The organism is Corynebacterium sp. HMSC055A01 (assembly GCF_001809405.1).
GTDB lineage: Bacteria > Actinomycetota > Actinomycetes > Mycobacteriales > Mycobacteriaceae > Corynebacterium > Corynebacterium hesseae.
In genome coordinates, this window is the sequence record NZ_KV797581.1 from 12,272 (window position 1) to 32,406 (window position 20,135).

At 61.3% G+C, this 20,135-nt stretch carries 20 protein-coding genes; 13 read left to right on the top strand and 7 right to left on the bottom strand.

The features are described from left to right. Positions 1–12: 12 nt before the first annotated feature. Positions 13–1,335, bottom strand: a complete 1,323-nt coding sequence (locus HMPREF2604_RS06290; RefSeq protein ID WP_070520381.1) for a M20/M25/M40 family metallo-hydrolase — start codon at positions 1,333–1,335, stop codon at positions 13–15. Positions 1,336–1,412: 77 nt separating this feature from the next. Between HMPREF2604_RS06290 and bioB the strand changes: the two genes are divergently transcribed. The 3 genes from bioB to HMPREF2604_RS06305 are packed head-to-tail and all read left to right on the top strand — an operon-like array spanning position 1,413 to position 3,582. Then, positions 1,413–2,393, top strand: a complete 981-nt coding sequence (gene bioB / locus HMPREF2604_RS06295; RefSeq protein ID WP_070520377.1) for a biotin synthase BioB — start codon at positions 1,413–1,415, stop codon at positions 2,391–2,393. Beyond that, positions 2,393–2,647 carry a biotin synthase auxiliary protein BsaP gene (locus HMPREF2604_RS06300; protein WP_070520374.1) on the top strand — a complete coding sequence of 85 codons (255 nt, stop codon included), beginning with the start codon at positions 2,393–2,395 and terminating at the stop codon, positions 2,645–2,647. The genes bioB and HMPREF2604_RS06300 overlap by 1 nt, the downstream gene beginning before the upstream one ends. Before the next feature lie 11 nt (positions 2,648–2,658). After that, entirely contained in the window at positions 2,659–3,582 is a 924-nt protein-coding gene (locus HMPREF2604_RS06305; protein ID WP_070520370.1) for a Sir2 family NAD-dependent protein deacetylase, read from the top strand. Here HMPREF2604_RS06305 and HMPREF2604_RS06310 read toward each other — a convergent pair. Next, entirely contained in the window at positions 3,579–4,328 is a 750-nt protein-coding gene (locus HMPREF2604_RS06310; protein ID WP_070520367.1) for an esterase/lipase family protein, read from the bottom strand. The genes HMPREF2604_RS06305 and HMPREF2604_RS06310 overlap by 4 nt on opposite strands. Before the next feature lie 168 nt (positions 4,329–4,496). Here HMPREF2604_RS06310 and amn point away from each other — a divergent pair, with 168 nt between their 5' ends. From amn to HMPREF2604_RS06340, 6 genes are all read left to right on the top strand, one after another. After that, positions 4,497–5,900: an AMP nucleosidase gene (amn, locus tag HMPREF2604_RS06315; RefSeq protein ID WP_070520364.1), complete on the top strand. Its 1,404-nt coding sequence runs from the start codon at positions 4,497–4,499 to the stop codon at positions 5,898–5,900. 53 nt (positions 5,901–5,953) lie between these two features. Continuing rightward, positions 5,954–6,469: a phosphoribosyltransferase gene (locus HMPREF2604_RS06320; protein WP_070520361.1), complete on the top strand. Its 516-nt coding sequence runs from the start codon at positions 5,954–5,956 to the stop codon at positions 6,467–6,469. Beyond that, a complete protein-coding gene (locus tag HMPREF2604_RS06325; RefSeq protein ID WP_070564085.1) occupies positions 6,469–7,917 on the top strand; it encodes a SulP family inorganic anion transporter in 1,449 nt (482 codons plus the stop codon). Before HMPREF2604_RS06320 ends, HMPREF2604_RS06325 begins: the two co-directional genes overlap by 1 nt. A gap of 124 nt (positions 7,918–8,041) precedes the next feature. Next, the gene (locus tag HMPREF2604_RS06330; RefSeq protein ID WP_070525023.1) at positions 8,042–8,524 is read left to right on the top strand and encodes a ferritin; all 483 of its coding nucleotides are present in this window, start codon (positions 8,042–8,044) and stop codon (positions 8,522–8,524) included. Positions 8,525–8,587: 63 nt separating this feature from the next. Further along, positions 8,588–8,983, top strand: coding sequence for a hypothetical protein (locus tag HMPREF2604_RS06335; protein WP_070520352.1), 396 nt, complete (start codon positions 8,588–8,590; stop codon positions 8,981–8,983). Continuing rightward, the gene (locus HMPREF2604_RS06340; RefSeq protein WP_070520350.1) at positions 8,916–9,494 is read left to right on the top strand and encodes an HAD-IA family hydrolase; all 579 of its coding nucleotides are present in this window, start codon (positions 8,916–8,918) and stop codon (positions 9,492–9,494) included. The genes HMPREF2604_RS06335 and HMPREF2604_RS06340 overlap by 68 nt, the downstream gene beginning before the upstream one ends. On the opposite strand, the gene HMPREF2604_RS06345 is transcribed toward HMPREF2604_RS06340, so the two are convergent. Further along, on the bottom strand, positions 9,491–10,567 hold the full coding sequence (locus HMPREF2604_RS06345) for an ROK family protein (RefSeq protein ID WP_070520347.1): 1,077 nt from the start codon (positions 10,565–10,567) through the stop codon (positions 9,491–9,493). The two genes, HMPREF2604_RS06340 and HMPREF2604_RS06345, sit on opposite strands and share 4 nt — an antisense overlap. 98 nt (positions 10,568–10,665) lie before the next feature. On the opposite strand from HMPREF2604_RS06345, the gene HMPREF2604_RS06350 reads away from it, so the two are divergent. The 3 genes from HMPREF2604_RS06350 (at position 10,666) to HMPREF2604_RS06360 (ending at position 14,324) form a co-directional block, all read left to right on the top strand. Further along, positions 10,666–11,235: an LOG family protein gene (locus HMPREF2604_RS06350; protein ID WP_070520345.1), complete on the top strand. Its 570-nt coding sequence runs from the start codon at positions 10,666–10,668 to the stop codon at positions 11,233–11,235. A gap of 70 nt (positions 11,236–11,305) precedes the next feature. Then, positions 11,306–12,967 carry a DUF885 domain-containing protein gene (locus HMPREF2604_RS06355; RefSeq protein ID WP_070520342.1) on the top strand — a complete coding sequence of 554 codons (1,662 nt, stop codon included), beginning with the start codon at positions 11,306–11,308 and terminating at the stop codon, positions 12,965–12,967. Between the two features lie 106 nt (positions 12,968–13,073). Further along, entirely contained in the window at positions 13,074–14,324 is a 1,251-nt protein-coding gene (locus HMPREF2604_RS06360) for an ATP-binding protein (protein ID WP_118790662.1), read from the top strand. Here the strand turns inward: HMPREF2604_RS06360 and HMPREF2604_RS06365 are convergent. Continuing rightward, the gene (locus tag HMPREF2604_RS06365; RefSeq protein ID WP_369815737.1) at positions 14,304–15,356 is read right to left on the bottom strand and encodes an AbrB family transcriptional regulator; all 1,053 of its coding nucleotides are present in this window, start codon (positions 15,354–15,356) and stop codon (positions 14,304–14,306) included. The genes HMPREF2604_RS06360 and HMPREF2604_RS06365 overlap by 21 nt on opposite strands. 22 nt (positions 15,357–15,378) lie before the next feature. On the opposite strand from HMPREF2604_RS06365, the gene HMPREF2604_RS06370 reads away from it, so the two are divergent. Next, positions 15,379–16,149 (top strand): TSUP family transporter, encoded by a 771-nt coding sequence (locus tag HMPREF2604_RS06370; RefSeq protein WP_070564087.1) that lies wholly within the window; start codon positions 15,379–15,381, stop codon positions 16,147–16,149. Here the strand turns inward: HMPREF2604_RS06370 and HMPREF2604_RS06375 are convergent. Genes HMPREF2604_RS06375 through HMPREF2604_RS06385 form a run of 3 tightly spaced genes read right to left on the bottom strand, consistent with a single transcriptional unit; the run spans position 16,146 to position 20,114 of the window. After that, on the bottom strand, positions 16,146–18,341 hold the full coding sequence (locus HMPREF2604_RS06375; RefSeq protein WP_070564089.1) for an ATP-dependent RNA helicase: 2,196 nt from the start codon (positions 18,339–18,341) through the stop codon (positions 16,146–16,148). The two genes, HMPREF2604_RS06370 and HMPREF2604_RS06375, sit on opposite strands and share 4 nt — an antisense overlap. Continuing rightward, positions 18,334–18,948, bottom strand: coding sequence for a sugar O-acetyltransferase (locus tag HMPREF2604_RS06380; protein ID WP_246818387.1), 615 nt, complete (start codon positions 18,946–18,948; stop codon positions 18,334–18,336). The genes HMPREF2604_RS06375 and HMPREF2604_RS06380 overlap by 8 nt, the downstream gene beginning before the upstream one ends. A gap of 23 nt (positions 18,949–18,971) precedes the next feature. Continuing rightward, positions 18,972–20,114, bottom strand: a complete 1,143-nt coding sequence (locus HMPREF2604_RS06385; protein ID WP_070520323.1) for a Fic family protein — start codon at positions 20,112–20,114, stop codon at positions 18,972–18,974. Between the last annotated feature and the right edge of the window lie 21 nt (positions 20,115–20,135).

Consider the following 20,135-nt stretch of genomic DNA (forward strand, 5'->3'; position numbering starts at 1 on the left):
TACACGTTTGCGTTAGTGCTCGCTTCCTAAGAAACGATTTACCAGCGAAAAATACGCCTTCACAGTCAAATCCAAGTCTTCCAGGTAGAGGTGTTCGTCGTGGCTGTGCAGCTGCGAGTTTGCGCTGGCCATATCCCGATCCTCCGCATGCAGCGCGAAGCCATAGGCGTTGCCGCCGCGGCGACGCGCCACGCGCAGGTCGGAACCACCCGTCGCCAGCACCGGCAGCACCTCCTTATCCGGAAAAAATTCGTGGGCGGTCTCCTCGATGCAGCGCCACAGTTCAGTATCGGTGGAGGACTGTGTGGCGTCCTCCGTAATAAGGTGCTCGATCTCTACTTCGTCGGCCATATCGCCGAGGGCCTCACGCAGGAACTCGTCGAGCTCCTCCTGGGTCTGGCCAGGGAAGGGGCGGATATCCATCTCCAGGTAGGCGTGGGAAGGCAGCACGTTGATGGCGCCACCCGCGCGCAGGACAGTTTGGGCAATTGTCGTGTGCGAGAAGGCGTGAGCGTAGGCGGACAAACTACCGAACTTTTCATAGTCGGCCGCGGTAGCGGAGCCGTCGAGAAGCGCTGCCTCCGTTGCGGGGTCGAAGCGGAAGGTCTTGACGAATCCCTGCCACACCTCATCCGTGGCCACGGGTGGCTCGGCGGCGGCGATGCGGCGAGCAACCTCACCGATTTTGACGATGGCAAAGTCCTTCCCAAACGGCGTGGAGCCATGGCCGGCATCGCCGTGCACGTGCAGACGGCGCTGGCCCGCGCCCTTCTCACCGACGTTGAAGCCGAGCGCGCCGGGCAGGTGGCTGCCGCCGGTTTCCGAGAGGCAGTTGCGCACCGAGTAGGCCTCCGGGTGGTGCTTATCCATCCAGATGGAGCCCAAGCCGCCGCGGGCCTCCTCGTCGGCCATGCCGACAAAGGCCAGGGTGCCGCCGGGGTTGCCGCGCTGAGCGACATCGCGAGTCACCGCCGCCATCGTCGCCGTAATAAAGAGCATGTCCACCGCGCCGCGGCCGTAGAGCTTGCCATCTTCGATGACGGCGTCGAAAGGTGGCTTGGTCCACTTGGGCTCGTCGACGGGCACGACGTCGGTGTGGCCCATGAGCGTGAGCGGCTCCTTGTCCGGGTCACCCGGAACGGTCACCACGATGGTGACGCGGCCCGGGTGCGATTCATAGCGTTGAATCTCCACCGGGGTGCCTGCGAAAAACCGCTCCAACGTGTCGGCATTGCGGACCTCGTGGCCGGAATCCGGAGTGAGGTCATTGACGCAGGCATTGCGAATGAGCTGCTGAAGCAGTGCGAGGGTGTCGTCGTAGAGCGTGGAATCCATGGCCTAAAGGTAGCCCGGACTACATGAAACCGGCAGATTTACCACAACTTGAACGGTGTTCAAGTAATGTTTCCCGCATGAGCATCGTAGACATCGCACGCGAGAAGGCCCTGGAGCAGGGCATCGGCCTCAACGAAGAAGAACTCCTGCAGGTTCTCCAGATCCCGGATGAGCAGCTGGAAGAGATCGCGGACATCGCCCACAAGACCCGCCTCAAGTGGTGTGGTCCGGACGTGTCCGTGGAAGGCATCATCTCCATTAAGACCGGCGGCTGCCCGGAGGATTGCCACTTCTGCTCACAGTCGGGCCTGTTTGATTCTCCCGTACGCGCCGCGCGTCTCAACATTCCGGAGCTGGTGGAGGCCGCCAAGAAGACGGCCAAGACGGGTGCGACGGAGTTCTGCATCGTGGCAGCTGTGAAAGCCCCAGATGAGAACCTCCTGTCCCAGGTTGCCGAGGCCATTCCGGCCATCCTGGATGAAGTCGATATCGAAATCTCCCTCTCGCTCGGAACCCTGACCCGCGAGCAAGCGCAGCGCCTCAAGGACATGGGCGCCCAGCGCTATAACCACAACCTGGAGACCTCCAAGTCCTTCTTCCCCAACGTGGTCACCACGCATACCTGGGAGGAGCGCAAAGAGACCCTCGAGAATGTCCGTGCAGTCGGCATGGAAGTCTGCTCCGGCGGCATCATCGGAATGGGCGAATCACTAGAAGACCGCGCCGAATTCGCTTACCAGCTGGCCCAGATCGAGCCCTGCGAGGTGCCGATGAACTTCCTTGATCCCCGCCCGGGCACCCCGTTCGCGGATTACCCGCTGGTCCCGCTCGGTGAGGCGCTGCGCGCCGTGGCCGCATTCCGCCTGGCCATGCCGTCCGTGACCCTCCGTTTTGCAGGCGGCCGCGAGCTCTCCCTCGGTGACGACGGCACCGAAAAGGGCCTCCTCGGCGGCATCAACGCCATCATCGCCGGAAACTACCTGACCACGCTGGGCAAGCAGATCGAGAAGGACGTCGACATGCTCGGCCGCATCGACCTGCCCATCAAGGCGCTCTAATGAACAGCTCGACGGAGCTGGCCGCTGCCGTACTCGCCGGCGAGGAGCCGCTGTTCCACCCCAACACTGGGAAACCACTAAGCGAGGAATTCACCCTGCACCCGGCAGCCGCGGCCGGCCTGGACGTCCCGCGCTATTGCCAGCTGTGCGGGCGCCGCATGGTGGTGCAGGTGCGCCCGGACGGCTGGAACGCGCGCTGCTCGCGCCATGGCGAGCTCGACTCGGACTATCTCTATGAGGAGGTACTTCCGTAAGCTGGGGCACCATGGATCCCGCTGTTGCCCACGCCCATCGGTCTGCGCTGCGCTCGATTTCCCGCGTCGTCTCAGAGATTGCGACCCCGACGCCTCCACAACAAGCGTTGAACGCCGTCGCCGAGCAACTACGCCGCGGCAACGTCATGGTCCTCACGGGAGCAGGTGTATCTACAGAATCAGGCGTGCCGGATTACCGCGGCCCGAACGGCTCCCTCAGCCGGCACCGCCCCATGACCTACCAGGAGTTCCTGCACGACCCGCAGGCCTCCCACCGCTACTGGGCCCGCGCCTTTGTGGGCTGGCGGGTCATGCAGGCCGCACACCCCAACCGCACGCACTACGCTTTGGTCGAGCTCGAGCGCGCCGGGCTTCTCACGGGCGTTGTCACGCAGAACGTTGATGGCCTGCACGAGGAAGCTGGGCAGCGCAACCTCATCGCCCTGCATGGGGATATGCAGCACGTCGTGTGCTTGAGCTGCGGGTACGAAGAAGCACGCGCGGACTACGACGCCCGCGCGGCCACAGCCAACCCGGAATTCCTCCAACGCTGGGCAGTCAACAAAGCGGACGTGAACCCCGACGGCGACGTCGCCCTCAGCGAGGAAGCAGTGGAAGAATTCGTCATGCCCGGCTGCGTGCAGTGCGGCTCGCAGCGCCTGAAGCCAGACGTAGTCTATTTCGGTGAGCCAGTGCCTACCTACAAAAAGGACGCCGCCTATGCGATGGTCAACGCGGCGGACTCGGTGCTCGTTGCCGGTTCTTCGTTGGCGGTCATGAGCGGCTTTCGGTTCGTCCTAGAGGCCAAGAAACAAGGCAAGCGCGTGGCCACCATCAATGGAGGGCCGGGACGCGCCGACGATCGCGTCGACACCCTGTGGCGCACCCAGGTGGGCCCGGCTTTCGACGCGATCCTGGATGAGCTAGAACTCTAAAGCTGCTCCAGTTCTTCGAGCACCACGTGGCATACCCGCTTGTCCAAGGGCATGTCTTCGTGGCGGATTATCGCGCGGCGCTCGATGTCCTGAATATAGATATTTCGTACCTGCTGGCCGTTGAGGAAGCAGGTGTTGGGTGGAACCACGACGGCATCGGAGCGCGTGGCGATGCACGTATAGCTCACACCGGGTTCGACCTCACTGTCGCGGTTCGTTGCCTCCACGACCTCGCTGCCGACTACTTGCTGCATGCCGGCGGGGCCAAACCAGCCGTCGATAAGCGTGCGCACGACCTCCTCCTGGCGCTCGCCACGGAAGAGGGGGCTGGCAATTCCGCCCTGGGTCGTTCCGTGGTTGGGCGCACTGATGCAGACGACGTGCCGTACAAACCCCGCGCTATCGTGCATGCGCATCCAATAGCGAGCCAGCAATCCGCCCTGGGAATGCCCCACGAGGATCACCTTTTCCGCGCCGGTGACGGCAAGGACGGCGTTGATGTAGGCGTCGAGCTGCCGGGCGGATTCCTGCAGGGGAGCGGTGGCGCGGGTCCCGTAGTCAGGGGCGAAGGTGGCCCAGCCAGCGGCGCGGAGCATGTCTGCGAGGACTTGCCAGACGCCTTTGCTGTCGCAGGTTCCGTGGATCAAAATAACCGGCCAGGGTCGTTCGGCGGTGGGGCGCGCGGACCAGTCGTCTTCGCACACGCCTCGCGTCCGCCTGCGGGCACCGAGGGGGAGTGTGGTCATGGGATTGCAGTTTACCCTTGACGCCCCTCCAACTTTTTTACTAAGCTAAGGCTTGCCTAATACGGGCCGGGCGGTGAGCTCCACACCGCACGCGTTACCGGATTAGTCATGGGGATAGAGCCCGCCGCCTCACCGCGGCGGGCTTCTTTCATGGATACACTCGCGAGCATGACCGACCTGCAGCATGTCCACTCCGTCAATGAAGCGATTTCCCGCCTCAGCGAGCTCTATGACAGTTCTTGCGAGCTGGCACGTCACGCTCTCGCCTCGGGGGACCACGACGCCTACCGCCACGTGGTCTACCCGAAGATCACCGTGGATATCCGCCAATGGACACCCATCGACCGCTCTGAGCCCTTCGGCTACGTGGACCAAGAGGGCCGCTACTCGGCAGTGATATCAAAACCATGGCTGATTCGTAGTTACCTCACGGAGCAGCTCACGCGGCTCACCAATAACTACCCCTGCGATATCTACGTCGGTCAATCGGATGAGCGCATCCCGCCGGAATATATCCGGGGGATTACAGAAATTCCCCAGGACCGCGGCGATATACCCCGGCCCACCCTCGATGCGGTTCATGACGGGATCGTTGACGGCGCGTGGAAGGCCTTTCACGGGAAAGAAAAGCCGCTGTTCCACTTCGGCCCGCAGCGCTTCGACATCGCCTGTGCTCGCATCGAGCACTACACCGGCATCGAGGTGGACACCGTGCAGAAGTACATCCTGTTCACCAACTACGCCATGCACACCACCGAGTTCGTCAAGTTCGGCCTGCGCGAACTCTCACGTGAGGATTCACGCTACACCGCGCTCGTGCTGCCCACGGGGGAGACCATCCACTCCAATGACGCGGTGCTTCTCGACGTCGACGAGCTCACCCTCACCTCCCGCTACCAGATGCCCCGTTTTGATCTCATCACCGCCGGCGGAGATGGCATCACCATGATCAACATTGGCGTGGGCCCCTCTAACGCCAAGACCATCACAGATTGCCTGGCGGTGCTGCGCCCGGAGGCCTGGATCATGATCGGCCACTGCGCAGGGCTCGATGGCCGCATGCGCATCGGCGACCTCATCCTGGGCAACGCCTACCAGCGCGAGGACCACATCCTCGATGGCACCGTCACCACCAGCAACCCGATTCCCGCCATTCCAGAAATCCAGCGCATGCTGGAGGCCGCCGTCGAAGAGGTATACGGGAAAGACAATTCGCTCATGCGCACCGGCACGGTGCTCTCCACCGATGACCGCAACTGGGAGTGGCGCACCTCCCGGGACTTGTGGGAATGGCTGCGCCACTCCACCGCGGTGGCCGTGGACATGGAATCCTGCACCCTCGCTGCCAACGGCTACCGCTACCGCATCCCGTATGGCACTCTGCTGTCGGTGTCCGATCTGCCTTTGCACGCCGTGCCCAAGCTTCCTGCCCAAGCGCAGGCCTTTTACTCGAACTCGAAGGAAGCCCACGTCATGTGTGCGGTGCGCGCGGTGGAGGCGTTGGCGGAGAATCCGGAGCGGCTGCGCACCCGCAAACTGCGCCGAACGGTGGCAGAGGTTCCGTTCCGCTGAGGTAGATGATTAGACTGAGGGAAATGCACAATCTGGCGAAGGAGACCTAGACGATGAGCACCCCGGAGTGGTGGAACCCGGAACGCGAGAACCTGACGTGGGAGGTCTTCGGTGAGGCCAGCCGCTACCTTTCGCAACAAATCGTGGATTCGGGCTGGTTCCCGGATCTCATCGTGGGCGTGGCCCGCGGAGGCCTGATCCCTGCAGGCGCTATTGGTTATGCTATCGGCGTCAAAGAAATGGGCGCTATCAATGTGGAGTTCTACACCGATATCGGTGAGACCCTGCCGGAGCCGATTCTCCTTAACCCGCAGCTGGATACGGATTCGCTCAAGGACAAGAAGGTCCTCGTCGTCGATGACGTAGCGGATTCCGGCAAGACCCTCGACCTCGTGGTCAACCTGCTCGAGCAGACCGCCTCCGAGGTCAAGTCCGCCGTCATCTACACCAAGCCGACCACCATTTTTGAGCCGGACTTCTCGTGGAAGAAGACCGACCAGTGGATCAACTTTGCCTGGTCGGTCCTGCCGGTCATCACCCGCGATGGTTCCTTCAAAGACGGCCACTAATGTCTGACCGTTCCGCCGGTTCTTTCCGCGCGGCCTTCAGCTCGCCCGCCCGCTTCCGCAAGGAGATGTTTGGCGGGCTTGCTGTTGCGCTGGCCCTCATCCCTGAAGTCTTAAGTTTCTCCATCCTCGCCGGGCTCGACCCCAAGGTGGGGCTCTTCGCCTCCGTCATCATGGCGATGTCCATCGCCATCACTGGCGGGCGCCCAGCCATGATCTCCGCCGCGGCGGGCTCTGTCGCCGTGGTCATCGCACCCCTGGCCCACGAGCATGGCCTGCAGTACGTGCTCCTGACCATCTGGATGGCGGGCATCCTGCAAGTAGTGATGGCAATGCTGGGCGTCGCCAAGCTCATGCGTTTCATCCCCCGCAGCGTCATGCTGGGTTTCGTCAACGCGCTGGGCATCCTCATGTTCACCGCGCAGCTGGGTCACCTGTGGCAGGTGCCGTGGCTGGTCTATCCTCTCGTTGCTCTGGGCCTCGTCATCATGGTGGTGTGGCCGCGAATCACCACGGTGATCCCCGCGCCCCTCGTGGCGATTGTGGTTGTCACCATGTTGACTGTGATTTTCGGCTGGGAGGTTCCCGACGTCGCGGATCAGGGCGAGCTGCCGACCTCCCTGCCCGGTTTCGTCATTCCAGACGTGCCGTTTAGCCGCGAGACCTTCCTCCTCTGCCTGCCTTATGCATTGGGCGTGGCACTCGTCGGACTCATGGAATCCCTGCTCACCGCCAAGCTTGTCGACGACCTCACGGATACCCACTCCGATAAAACGCGCGAATCCGTGGGCCAGGGCATCGGCAACATGCTCGCCGCTGCCATCGGCGGCATGGGCGTGTGCGCGATGATTGGCCAGACCATGATTAACGTCAAGGAATCGCAGGCACGCACGCGCTTGTCGACGTTCCTCGCCGGCGTCTTCCTCCTTATCCTCATCCTCGTGTTGGGGGACACCGTAGGGAAAATCCCCATGGCTGCTCTTGTGGCGGTCATGTTTATGGTGTCCTTCCACACCGTGGATTGGCGCTCGGTGCGCACGATTCACCGCATGCCTCTGAGCGAAACCCTCGTCATGCTGGTGACGGTGATTGGCACCTTGGCCACGAATAACCTGGCGGTCGGTGTGATCCTCGGTGTGCTCACTGCCTCGGTGGCCTTTGCACGCCGCGTCGCCCACCTCGTGTCGGTGGAGCTAGAGGGCAACGTCTACACTGTGCGCGGCCAGCTCTTCTTCGCCTCCTCGAACGATCTGGTCTACGCCTTCGATTACACCCTGCCGGTGGAGAAGGTCATCGTGGATTTCTCAGAGGCCGATATTTGGGACGCTTCGACCGTGGCTGTACTCGATTCCGTCCAGAGCAAGTATGCGAGCCGCGGAATAGCGGTGGAATTCCGGGGCCTCGATGGCGCAAGCCTTCAGCGCTATCAGAGGATTTCTGGTTTGGGTTAGGTAAACCTACCAGAAAAAGTGTTATGACGTGCGAGTTTGCTTAAGATCGCCTTGCTAGCGCGTCCTGAGTTTTTCTGTATTGTGATTGTGGGTAACACAAAAACGGATGAAAGGAAGCACCCTCATGGATGAGAAGCTGCAAACCCTCCTCAACGAGCAGGTCAACAACGAGCACGGCGCGGCCCTGATTTATACCCAGCTGGCATATGAGATGGACAATCTGTCCTTCCCGGGCATGCGCGATTGGTTCTTCAAGCAGGCAGAGGAAGAGCGCGAGCACGCGCAGAAGTTCGCCGAGCACCTGCTGGACCGCGGCTACCGCGTGGAGCTGGAGGATATCCAGGTTGGCTCCGTCAAGGCCGCTACGCCGCTGGATGCCTTCGAGGCATCCCTCGCGCATGAGCAGAAGGTCTCGGAGCAGATCCGAGAGATCGCCCGCACCGCAGATGCGGCTGGGGACCTGGATTCCCGTGGTCTCATCAACTGGTTCCTCGAGGAGCAGGTTGAGGAAGAGTCCTCCGTGTCTGAGATCATTGACCAGCTCAAGCTGGTGGGCAATGACGGTTCTGGCCTGCTGCGCGTCGATGGCTCGCTGGCGCAACGGTAACGAAGCCATATAGTTTGCGCGGATTCTCCCACGGCCCCCTGCGGTTGGTGGGAGAATTTTTTTATGACTACAACGCGCCTCATGCTCATCTGCGGTGCCCTTGCCGGGCTAGCGATTGCATTGGTCGGTGGCATGTGGCTGGCGGCAACCAACATGGCTCTGGGAACCTTTTTCTTCGCCCTCGCGGTGATGCTCGGCCCGTTTGCCGGGCTTGCCCTCTTATTGTGCGCCGCCGCGGCGGCGACGGCGCTGAGCCGCTCCCTGTTTAGCGTGGGCGGGCTATTCCTCGTGGGGGCAACCTCGACGCTGTTGGCACATGGCACACTATCGCTTCCGCTTTTCGTAGCGGGCACGCTGACTGGCGCTCTTGCGGTCTGGCTACACTGGGCGCATGGCCACTTTGCTCTTCGACCTCTACGGCGTGCTCATGCGGTCAGCTACGCCCGCCGGGAACGCTGAGCTGGAGGATTACCTCCGTCCCGACAATGTAGAGCACTTTTGGTCTCTTTATGAGGAGTTTCGCCCTGCATATGACGCTGGGCACCTGAGCGATGCGCAATATTGGGGCCGCATTCGCGCGCTGGCCGGTCTTGCTCCTTTTGATGTCAGCCACGCCATCGAATTGGACACCGAGCACCTGCTGGTAGCCGACGAAGAAATGGTTCGTGCGGTCCTAGGGTTTATTGGCCAGGGCCATAGTGTTGGCATCCTGGCGAATGTGCCGGCGGCATTGGGAACCAGGATCCGCCAGACGCAGCCCTGGCTGGAAGAATGCGCCGCCGTGACGCTGAGCTGCGATATAGGGGTGGCCAAGCCGGATCCGGAAGCCTACCTCGTGGCCGTGGATGCCCTCGGGGCCCAGGCCAAGGACACCCACTTCTTCGACGATCGGCCGGACTTCGTCGCCGGCGCCCAGCACCTTGGGCTCAAAGCCCACCTTTTTACGGGAATTACTTCAATCCCCTTTTAGGCAGCTTTGGCCTCGCGGCCGAGATCGAGCGGCACGCGCAGCAGCGGGTCCAGCGCCACAGCGCGGGTGCAGGCGCGAACAATCTCGGTGTGCGAGGGAATCATGCGCAGCTCCACCGGGTGGTCGGTGGCCTGGCGTACAGCGGAAGCAAAGAGCTTCGGCGCTGCCGGATCATCTGAGAAGGCTCCGCCGGCTACCACGAGGGTGTCAGGTTTGTACTCAGCCAAAAGCTCAGCGGCGGTGGCGCCGAGGGAGCGTGCGCGGTCGTCGAGAAGCGCTCGCGTCTCATCGTCAGCGTTCGCAACCACGTCTGGGAAAGACTCCTCACCTGTCACATCGAGCACCGCCTGCGTAGCGAGAGAGTCAGGGTCATCGATGTTGAGCTGCACGATCTCATCGCCAACTGTGAGCGCAGTACCAACGGAGTCATCCGCGTAGAGCACCATGACGGGCTTCTCCGCTCCCATCTCCGTCGACTGCGTCTCTGAGCCGAGGATCGCCGGGATGACGGAAGACACAACTACTGGAACGCCGAACTGATACTCCAGGCGGCTGGCGATGTCCATTTCGTCCCACCCCAGGTTGTGGGCGGTGATGCGCCCGGCCTCGTTGACGCTGCCGGAGGTGGTCACGCCGACTGACACCAAGCGGCGATCCAGGCCGGCCATGAGGCGATTAACGCCAGCGATGATGTGCTCGATGACGTCACTCGCGCTCAGGCGAGAAACCGGTGTAGCCACGTCTTCCTCGCGGAGCGTGCGTCCCTGCGTGTCAAAGAAGGCGATGTGGGTAAAGGCGGTACCGACGGCAATGCCGGCCAGCATCCAGTCATTATCCGCTACCTCCAGGGGCACTGTGGGGCGCCCGCGACCGCGGGACTGCGTCAAATCCGTGCGTTGGCGGATCAGTCCAGCACCCAAAAGCGCGGCGGTGGCGCGGGTGATTGTGGGCTGGGAGAGTCCCGTGGCTTCGACAAGCTCACTGCGGGTGACAACGGGGTTGAGTCGAATGATGTGGAGGCACTTCGCCGCTGGGGTGCGGGGGCGCGTGAACACGGGACCGGATTTAATCATGGCGTCAAGTATAAATTCACCAGACCGCATTGTCTAATAGAAATTAGGATTCAGTAGACATCATGGTCTAGAAATGCGCCTGCGATAGAGTGATACCCATGGATTCTGTTGCTGTGTACTGCGGCTCCGCCGCCGGAAACTCTGAGGCCTATAGCCACGCCGCGCACCATTTGGGGGAGGAGCTCGCGCGCCGAAACCTCACCCTGGTCTATGGCGGTGGTGACGTAGGCCTGATGGGTATCGTTGCGGACTCCTGCCTTGCGGCCGGCGGAACCGTCATTGGAGTAATCCCGCGCCAGCTCGTCGATTACGAGCTTTCCCACCAGCGGGTAACCCAGCTCGAGGTGGTCGACACCATGGCCCAGCGCAAGACGCGCATGGAGGAGCTCGCCGATGCCTTCGTGTGCCTGCCGGGTGGCGTGGGGACCTTGGAGGAGCTCACCGAGGTCCTCACCTTGCAGCAGTTGGGGAACATCGATGGCCCGGTGGGACTCGTAGACGTGAACGGCTACTGGCAGCCGTTTACAAAAATGTACTCCGCAATGGTGCAGGAGGGGTTTGTTCAAAAACGCTTCCTCGATGCGCTCGTGGTCAATGCCGATCCAGCTGAAGTGCTGAACGAATTCGCATCCTGGGTGAGCCCGGGTAGCAAGTGGAGCAACAATTAGCTAACAACCTGGTAAATAAGGCGGCACCAGGTTGGCCCAAACCCCCGGAGCTTCGTTAGACTTCGCCCTTATGAGTTTTGACCAGAACGCAGAGCGCCAGCCTTCGCTGCTGGACGCGTCGTGCGATAACTTCGTCCACGACCTCGCGCAGCTCACGCCCACCGATGCCACCGCGTGGGGAATCCCCGGCTTCGATGGGGAGCTGGAGGATTTCTCCCCGGAGTACTACTCCTCCGTGGCGGATCGCACCCGTGAGATGATGGCGGATCTCGATGCGCTCGATGACACCACCGACGAATCCGACGATGACGACGATTTCGACGAGGTGGACTACGTCACCGCCGCCGTCCTGCGCGACCGTCTCTGCCTGGATCTTGACCTGCACCATGCTGGTGAGGACATCCGTTGTCTTAACAACATTGCCTCGCCGGTGCAGACCATCCGCGACACCCTGATGCTCATGCCGAAGGACACTCCGGAACAGCTTGATGCATTGCGTTCGCGCCTGTCGAAGGTGCCGGCATCCCTCAGCGGCTACAAGGAGTCCCTCACCGAGGCGGCGTCGCGTGGCATGGTGGCGCCCCAACGCCAGATCTCGGAAGTATTCGTGCAGAGTGAGCGGCTTGCCGACGCCGGCTCCATGCTCGAGGATCTCGGCGTCGAGGGCCCCGAGGTGGACGCCGCCAAGGAAGCCTTCGGTGAATTCGCCGATTGGCTCTCCAACGAGCTGCAGCCGCAGGCCCCATCCCAGGACGCGGTGGGACGCGAGCGCTACGAGCGCTTTTCCAAGCTTTTCGTCGGTGACACCGTGGACCTCGACGAAGCCTATGAGTGGGGCCTGGACCAGGTGCGCTCCATCAAGGCGGAGCAAGAAAAAATCGCCCACGAGCTCTATGGCTCCGACGTGACGGTCCGCGCCGCGATGCGCAAGCTCAACGAGGAGGAGCGCTACCAGCTCCACGGCACCGACGCGCTGGTGGAGTGGATGCAGTCCACTGCGGACCGCGTCATCAAGGACCTCGATGGCACCGCCTTCGACATTCCGGAGGCCGCTAAAGAGATCGAGTGCTGCATCGACCCGGCAGGCACCGGCGGCATCTTCTACACCTCGCCGTCTGATGACTTCTCCCGACCCGGCCGCATGTGGTGGTCCGTGCCGGCTGGTCAGGAGCTTTTCCACACCTGGCAGGAGCTCACAACCGTCCACCATGAGGGCGCGCCGGGCCACCACCTGCAGATTGGTGCGGCGCTGACGCAGCCGGATCTTAACCTCTGGCGCCGTGCGGTGACGTGGAACTCCGGCCACGGCGAAGGCTGGGCCCTGTACGCGGAAGCGCTCATGGCGGAGCTGGGCTACATGGATGATCCGGGCTTCCGCATGGGGCTTCTCGACGCCCAACGTTTCCGCGCCGCCCGCGTCGTGGTGGACATCGGACTCCACTTGGGTAAGCCCTTGCCGGACTGCACCGCGTCTGGTGTCTGGGACAAGTCCCACGTCAAGACCTTCATGCGTGAGAACACCGCGATGGATGACGCGAACCTTTCCTTCGAGGTCACCCGTTACCTGGGCTGGCCGGGCCAGGCACCGTCTTATGCCTTGGGCCAGCGCCTGTGGCAGCAGACCCGCGACGCCGCAGTTGAACAAGGGATGGACGTACGTGACTTCCACTCCCAGGCGTTGGCCCTAGGCTCGGTGCCGATGTCGATCCTGCGTGAGACAATTCTGGACTAAAAACCCAGGTCGCTTCTTAGACTCTTGGATTTATCCACACCTCACTCTTGGATTTATCCACTAGTGACTCTGTGATTTATCCACTTGTCGAGCTAACATGCATGGTATGTACCTGCCCCGAATCGTTGATGCAGAAGTCGAGAGAGGGCTCCGTGTTTCGGGAGCCCTCTTCCTCAAAGGCCCCCGTGCAAGTGGGAAAACATCAACAGCACGCCAATTCGCAAAGTCCGTCATTCAACTTGACCGTGACTCCCCAGAAGCAAACCTTGCGCGCATGCAACCGGCTTTGGGGCTTCAAGGGGCGCGGCCGCGGCTTATTGATGAGTGGCAGGTTGTCCCTGCTATCTGGAATGAAGTGCGCCATGCAGTTGATGACTCACCGGAGAAAGGACAGTTTCTCCTTACAGGCTCCTCCACACCCAATGACGATGCCATCAGGCATTCGGGCGCAGGCCGTATTCGTTCTATTCAATTGCGCACGTTGAGTTTGGCAGAGCGAGAACTTGCTGCTGAGCGGGTATCACTGGGCGCCATCATTGCTGGCAATCAAGATCCTACAGCTGGGACGGACGCCACCGTGGCGGATTATGCCCGCTGGATCGTTGCTGGTGGTTTTCCGGAATTCTTTGACCTTGATCCGCTCGACGCGCAGGAAGGGATGGAGTCCTACCTCACGGAGATGAGCGAGCACGACTACCCGGAGCTTGGCGGACCGCGCCGCGATCCGCGCCGCTTCCAGTCTTTCCTTCATGCCTATGCCGGACTAGTTGCCCAGCCGGCCACCGCTGCAGCGATTCGTAAACGCATAGGAGAACTCAGCAGCGCTACCTCGACACCAGCCGCAGAAACTGTGAACGTCATTCACGATTTTGCTACTCGCCTCTTCCTTATTGAGGATCAACCAGCTTGGTCACCGCGTACGAGGTCGAAGACTTCCATGGTCCAAATGCCTAAACGCCAGCTTGCCGATCCTGGTTTGGCTGCTGCTTTGTTGGGAACGGGTCCAGATAAACTGCTTGGAGATTTAGAGACATTAGGCATCCTCTTCGAGGCGCAACTTGTGCACGATCTGCGCGTCTATGCGCAGGCACTGCGTGCGCGCGGAGTATTCCACCTGAGGGATATGAAGGGGCGCGAAGAAATTGATGCAGTAGTGGAGCTTCGAGATGGTTCGTGGGTGGGATTTGAGGCGAAACTTTCGCACAACGAGGTCGATGCAGCGGCAGCACACCTTAAGCACGTAGCCGCTAAGCTTTCTTCGCCTCCAGCAGCGCTGATAGTTGTGATTCCCAGCGGTCCAGCTTTCCAACGTCCGGATGGGGTCTGGGTGGTACCACTAGCGGCGCTTGCGGAATAGCCCCAGAATCTGCGGCAGGTAGCCGGCGATGACCAGCACGATGATGAGTCGGATAATCTGCACGGCCACCACGGCGGGACCCGCCCCTCCTTCTGCGGACAGCGCGAGAACCGTCTCCAGCGCGCCGGGCGAGGTGGCGAGGTAAGCCTCAAAGTAGGTGATGTCCAGCCATGCGGTCAATGGCAGGGCGGTCAGCGCACACACGCCGATGACCACGACAATGAAGAGGATCGTCGCGGGTAGCTGCTTGGCGAAGGCCCGCAAGGCCGGCACGGAAAGCCCGCCACCGCAGACCCAGCCGATGGACATGAATGCCATGATCTTGAACACGTAGAGCGGCTCCAAGGTGTGGCCGGCTGGGATAACCTGCGCGACAAGCACCGTTAAGATAAGCGGACCTAGCACCGCAGCCGCAGGCAAACGCACGAGCTTGCCTAGCTTCTCACCAACCACGGCGATAGCGAGGGTCAGCAGCACAATCCACCACGTGACCTCGCCGTCAACGCTCATGTCGACGCCTTCGCCCGCAGGAGCATCTAACAAAGAAACCACCAAAGGGAGCGATACCGACACTGCCAGAAGGCGCAGATATTGCGTCAGCGCCACGTAGCGGTAGTCCGCACCCAGCTCGCTAGCCAGCGCGGGCATGAGCGAGGCTCCACCGGGCAGCATGGATAAAATGCCCGTCTCCCAGGAAATATCCTTCGGCTGTGAGCGGTGTAGCAGAACACCGCCGGCGACACCGATAAGCACGGTGATAAGGGACATCGTCACCGCAGCCGGCACAAAGCCAATCAGGGTGGAGGCAGGCACAAGAGTCAGCGGTATGCCCGCCATCATTCCGATGAAACCGCGAGCGACAGCATAGAAGCGATCGTTGACGGAAAGCTCCTTGCCCGTCGTCAGTGCCATGGCGCCGGAGACCACGATGGCGCCCAGAATCCAGGCGGCGGGCACGTGCAGGTAGCTGAATACTGCCCCGAGAGCCACAGATCCCGGGGCAACGATGGCCCACCTTGCACGCACAGACATGCAATCGAGTTTAATGATGGTCATGGGCTTTGGATTGAGTGGTTGGGCGATTCTCACTATTGGAGCTGCCGTGGCCGGATGGATCGACGCCGTTATTGGTGGCGGCGGCCTCGTCCTTATTCCCCTCATTCTGGCGGTTGCACCCCAGCTTGCTCCCGCCACCGCGCTGGCCACGAACAAGGTGGCGGCGGTATCTGGTACAGCGTCCGCGGCCATTACGCTCGTCAGGAAAGTCCGCCCGCCGAAGGGCGAGCTCATCCGTATGGGTCTTATCGCCCTCCTATGCTCCGGGCTCGGCGCTGCAGCAGCCGCACTCATGGACAAGGACGTCATGCGGCCGGTCATCATCGTGCTTATGGTGGCGGTGGGTACCTTCGTTGCTTTCCGTCCAAGCTTCGGAAGCGGCGAAGGAGACGGTATCCGCGGCGGCTGGCGCACGTGGGCCGGGTTAGCCGCCGTGGCGGCCATTGCCTTCTACGACGGCATCTTTGGCCCCGGCACCGGTATGTTCCTCATCATGGCCTTCACTGCCATCTTTTCCCAGAACTTCCTTACCTCTGCCGCGATGTCCAAGGTGGTCAACACGTGCACCAATGTCGGCGCGCTCGTGGTCTTCATCGTGGGCGGGCACGTGGTATGGGGCCTAGCACTTGTTCTCGCAGCGGCAAATATCATTGGTGCGCAGCTGGGCGCGCGAACAGTGCTCGGCGGCGGTGCGAAGCTCATCCGTTATGCGCTGCTCACTCTCGTCGTGGTGATGAGCGTGTACCTGGCCTGGCAGCAGTGGGGTTAAATCCTGTTCTTCGTCTTTGCGGTGGCCACCGCATTCCACGGGTCCTCGGGCCACGGGTGTTTGGGATAGCGCCCGCGCATGTCGGCGCGCACCCCGGCATAGGGCCCGGACCAGAAGCTGGCCAAGTCATCGGTCACAGCAAGCGGCCGCCCGGCGGGAGACAGTAGATGGAATTGCACGCGGTGGCCGCAGTATTCGGGGGACTCCGCTAAACCAAAACACTCCTGCAACTTGATGGAAACCACCGGGCGCTCGCCGGACCAATCAATCTTTGCATCACGCCCGGACGGCACCGGCAAACGCTCCGGCGCGAGCTCGTCCAAGCGGCTGGCTTCGGGCCACGGCAGCAATCGTTGCAGCGCCGGATACATGTCTGGGCGCCCGCCAATCGCCAACTCATGCAGCTCCGGATCCAGCCACTCAAGGTTGGCATTGTCGATATCTGGCCAGGGCTCTCCGTAGGCCCGATACAGATGCCGCAGACGTTCCCGCAGGTTCTGGGCCTTCTCGCTGAAGTGGAACAAGCTTAAGCCCTGTCCGGACCTGCGCAATGCCTCCACCGCCTCATCGCCGGTGACCTTTACTGGCGTCTCCGACAACACGATGGCACCTGCCGCACGCACGCGCACGCCGCGGACCTTGGAGCCGTCGAGAAACGCTCGCGTCTCCTCCGTGACGCCGACGATCTCGAGCGCATCCTTGTCCGCGATAGCCACTGCTTCACGAATGACGGCGTTACCGGATTGCGCCAACGACACCTCAGCCACCGCCAACCAGTCAGCTCCCTGTTCACCGTTGAGTAGCCGCGCGCGGGTACCGCTCGCTAACAAGTACTCCTTGTCACCCACGCGCTTAGCCACGAACTCCGGGAAGGCAGTAGCGACCACCACGCCTGGGTCCACCGGCCCCTTGTCGGGCACCAGGCGGGCCAGCCGCTTCGGGTCCGAATCATCCAGGCGGGCAATCGTGCGTGCTGCCCCCGCACCGTACTTCAACAGTGCCGCGCCCCATCGCGGGTGCACCGGCAGCAACGCCAATTCCTCGCCAGCGTTAAGCAATTCCAGGGTGCGGTGGGCGTCGGCAAGCGCGGCCTTCGGCGGTTGATCAAGCAAGGGGAAGTCCGGTCCCGCGCCCCAACAGTCCATGAACAGCGCCGCCTGCGTGAGGTCTGCGGAAAGGATTTCTGGAATTACGTGCGGAGAAAAGTGCTGGTAATCTTCCTGCGAATAGCAACGGACGACGGTACCCGGCGCCTCACGCCCGGCACGTCCGGCGCGTTGGTCGGCGCTGCTTTTCGACGTCGACACTGTCACCAACCCACTCATCCCGCGCTGCGCATCCCGCTTGGGAACGCGGGACAATCCAGCATCGATGACGGTGCGCACGCCCGGCACGGTCAGCGAGGACTCCGCAATAGACGTCGCCACCACGATGCGCTGTTCTCGCGTATACAGGGCCGCGTCCTGCTCCTGCGTGGTTTGGCGGCCGTGGAGCGGAAAAACGTTGTGGCCGCTCAATGCATCACACACCAGGTTGACCTCGCGCACGCCGGGAACAAAGACCAGCGTGGACTCGTGCTGCCGCGCGGCAACCTTGGCCACGCCTTTCCAAAACTCCCGATCGCCCGCGGCACGTCCCGGAATCGGTTCATAGGAAATGTCGAGCGGGTACGTCACTGCCTCAGTGGAATGGATCGGTGCCCCTCCCATGAGCTGGGAGAAGCGGGAGGCGTCGACAGTCGCGGACATGGCAATGACCCGGAAATCATCGCGGAGCTGAGCCAACTCCAAGCACATGCCCAGCACCAAATCGGTATCGAGCTGGCGTTCATGCACCTCGTCGATGGCTACGGCATCAACACCAGTGAGTTCCGGATCCCGCAACAGTCGGCGCAACAGCACGCCGGGGGTAACAAACTCGACGTCCTGACCTTTGCGGGAATCACCGCGCACCGCATAGCCGATGCGCTGGCCTGACAACTCTTGAAGGCGGTTTGCCGCCGCACGCACAGCTACTCGGCGCGGCGCGGTGACGAGAACCTTGCCCTCTACTTGGTTAGCCAGCGCCGGCGGAACGAGCGTGGTCTTACCCGTGCCGGGCGGGGCCTGGACGACGACGTGACCGGCGGACGGAAGCGAATCAATAGTCTCTAGGACGGGAAGTCCTTTGCCGATCGCCTTGAGATCAAACATCGAGATCTTGGCGCTCCCACCTATCTTCGTTGTCCTCCAGCTTGCGCACCACACGTCCCGGTGAGCCCAAGACCAGCGAGTTATCCGGGATATCCTTAGTCACCAGCGTGCCCGCTCCCACGACGCAGTTCTTGCCCACGGTCACGCCCGGCAACACAGTGACATTGGCGCCGAACCACGTGTTATCGCCGACGCTGATAGGCTTCGCAATCTCCCAACCGTTTGCTCGCCTCTCATGATCGTTGACAGGATGCCCCACGGTAATAAGCGAGCAGTTCGGACCGATCATGACGTGATTTCCGAGGGTTACAGGCGCCTGCGCCAGGATCGTCGCACCAAAGTTGATGAAGACGCCCTTTCCGATGGTCACATTGCAGCCATACTCCAAGTTGAGCGGGATGTGCAGACCGGGAACCTCGGACTCGGGCGAAAGCAGCTCTCGCAAGATCTCCTTCGCGCGCTCTGGGTTGGTGTTGTGCAGCTCATTGAGCTCCTTGACCAGCAGGAAGCCGCGTCGATGTTCGGCGCTGACCTCCTCGTTGACACCGGGCATGAACCACTGCCCGCTGGTCATGCGCTCAAAGGATCCTTCGTCTGGGTGATGCATGTCAGCCATCCTATTCCCTCGTCTTAGTCTCGAGTCAGAACATCGAGAGCGGCACGGTGAAGGAAAACCTTGGAGCGGCCTTGTTGGATTTCTTCGAGGATTCCTAAATCTACGAGATGTGCCAGCCACGCGCTGGCAGTTTGGCGTTTGACGAAGCCCATCTCTACCACGTCAGTAATGCGTACATAGGGCTTGATAAGAATGAGCTCGGCCATCTCGAGCGGATGGTTAATCACGCCCGCAGAACGTATTCGTTGCGCAGTGTTTTCCTGGATAGCCCGAAGCTGGGTAATCATTGAGGAGGCGTCGGCAGCCGCTGCGTGAACGCCGCGGATCATAAAGAGAAGCCAGTCTTGCCATGCTCCCTTGGCTGTAACAGCGTTGAGATAGCGATAGTAGTCTGCTTTGTTGTCGACGATATACCCGGACAGGTATAAAACCGGCAGCTCAAGAAGATCTTCTTGAATGAGGTAGAGGACGTTAAGGATTCGTCCAGTGCGCCCATTGCCATCGTAGAAAGGGTGGATTGCTTCAAATTGATAGTGAAGCAGTGCCATCTTTACGAGGGAATCAACGTCGTGGCTGCAATATATATAGTCCTCCCACGCTGCGAGATGGCCCTCGATAATCTCCTTTCCTTCAGGTGGGGTGTAGAGCCGCTCCTTCGTTACAGGGTTACCGATAAATGTGCCCGGAAGTGAACGCACCTCGGCCTGAGTATCTAGAAGGGTGCTGCATACGATTTTTGCCGTCTTCTCGGATAGAGGTCGCTGCGATAGCGAGGAAAGTCCAGCGTGGAGCGCGGCGTTATAGCGAAGAGCCTCCTTGGTGGCAGGAGTCGGCTCAGCATCGACGTGCCACGCCGCACGGAAGAGCTCGTCATTAGTGGTGACGATGTTCTCAATCTCGGAGGAAGCACGAGCCTCACGCAGTGGAATCGTTGAGGTGATGATCTCCGGGTTGGGAATGAGCTGGCAGGCCGTACGCAGTTCAGCCAGTTTTTCCTTAGCATCGATGATGGCCTTAAGCACGGGAACGGTTTCCACCACTTCTGCTGGTGGGAGGGGCGGAAGCCCATTGTAGGGGGTGTCCGGGCTATAGGTTGGCATGGTAAAAGAATAGACATGTTGAGCGGATATGTCGATTTTTTCTAGAATTTTCGACATATCTGGGTGACTTGTCGATTG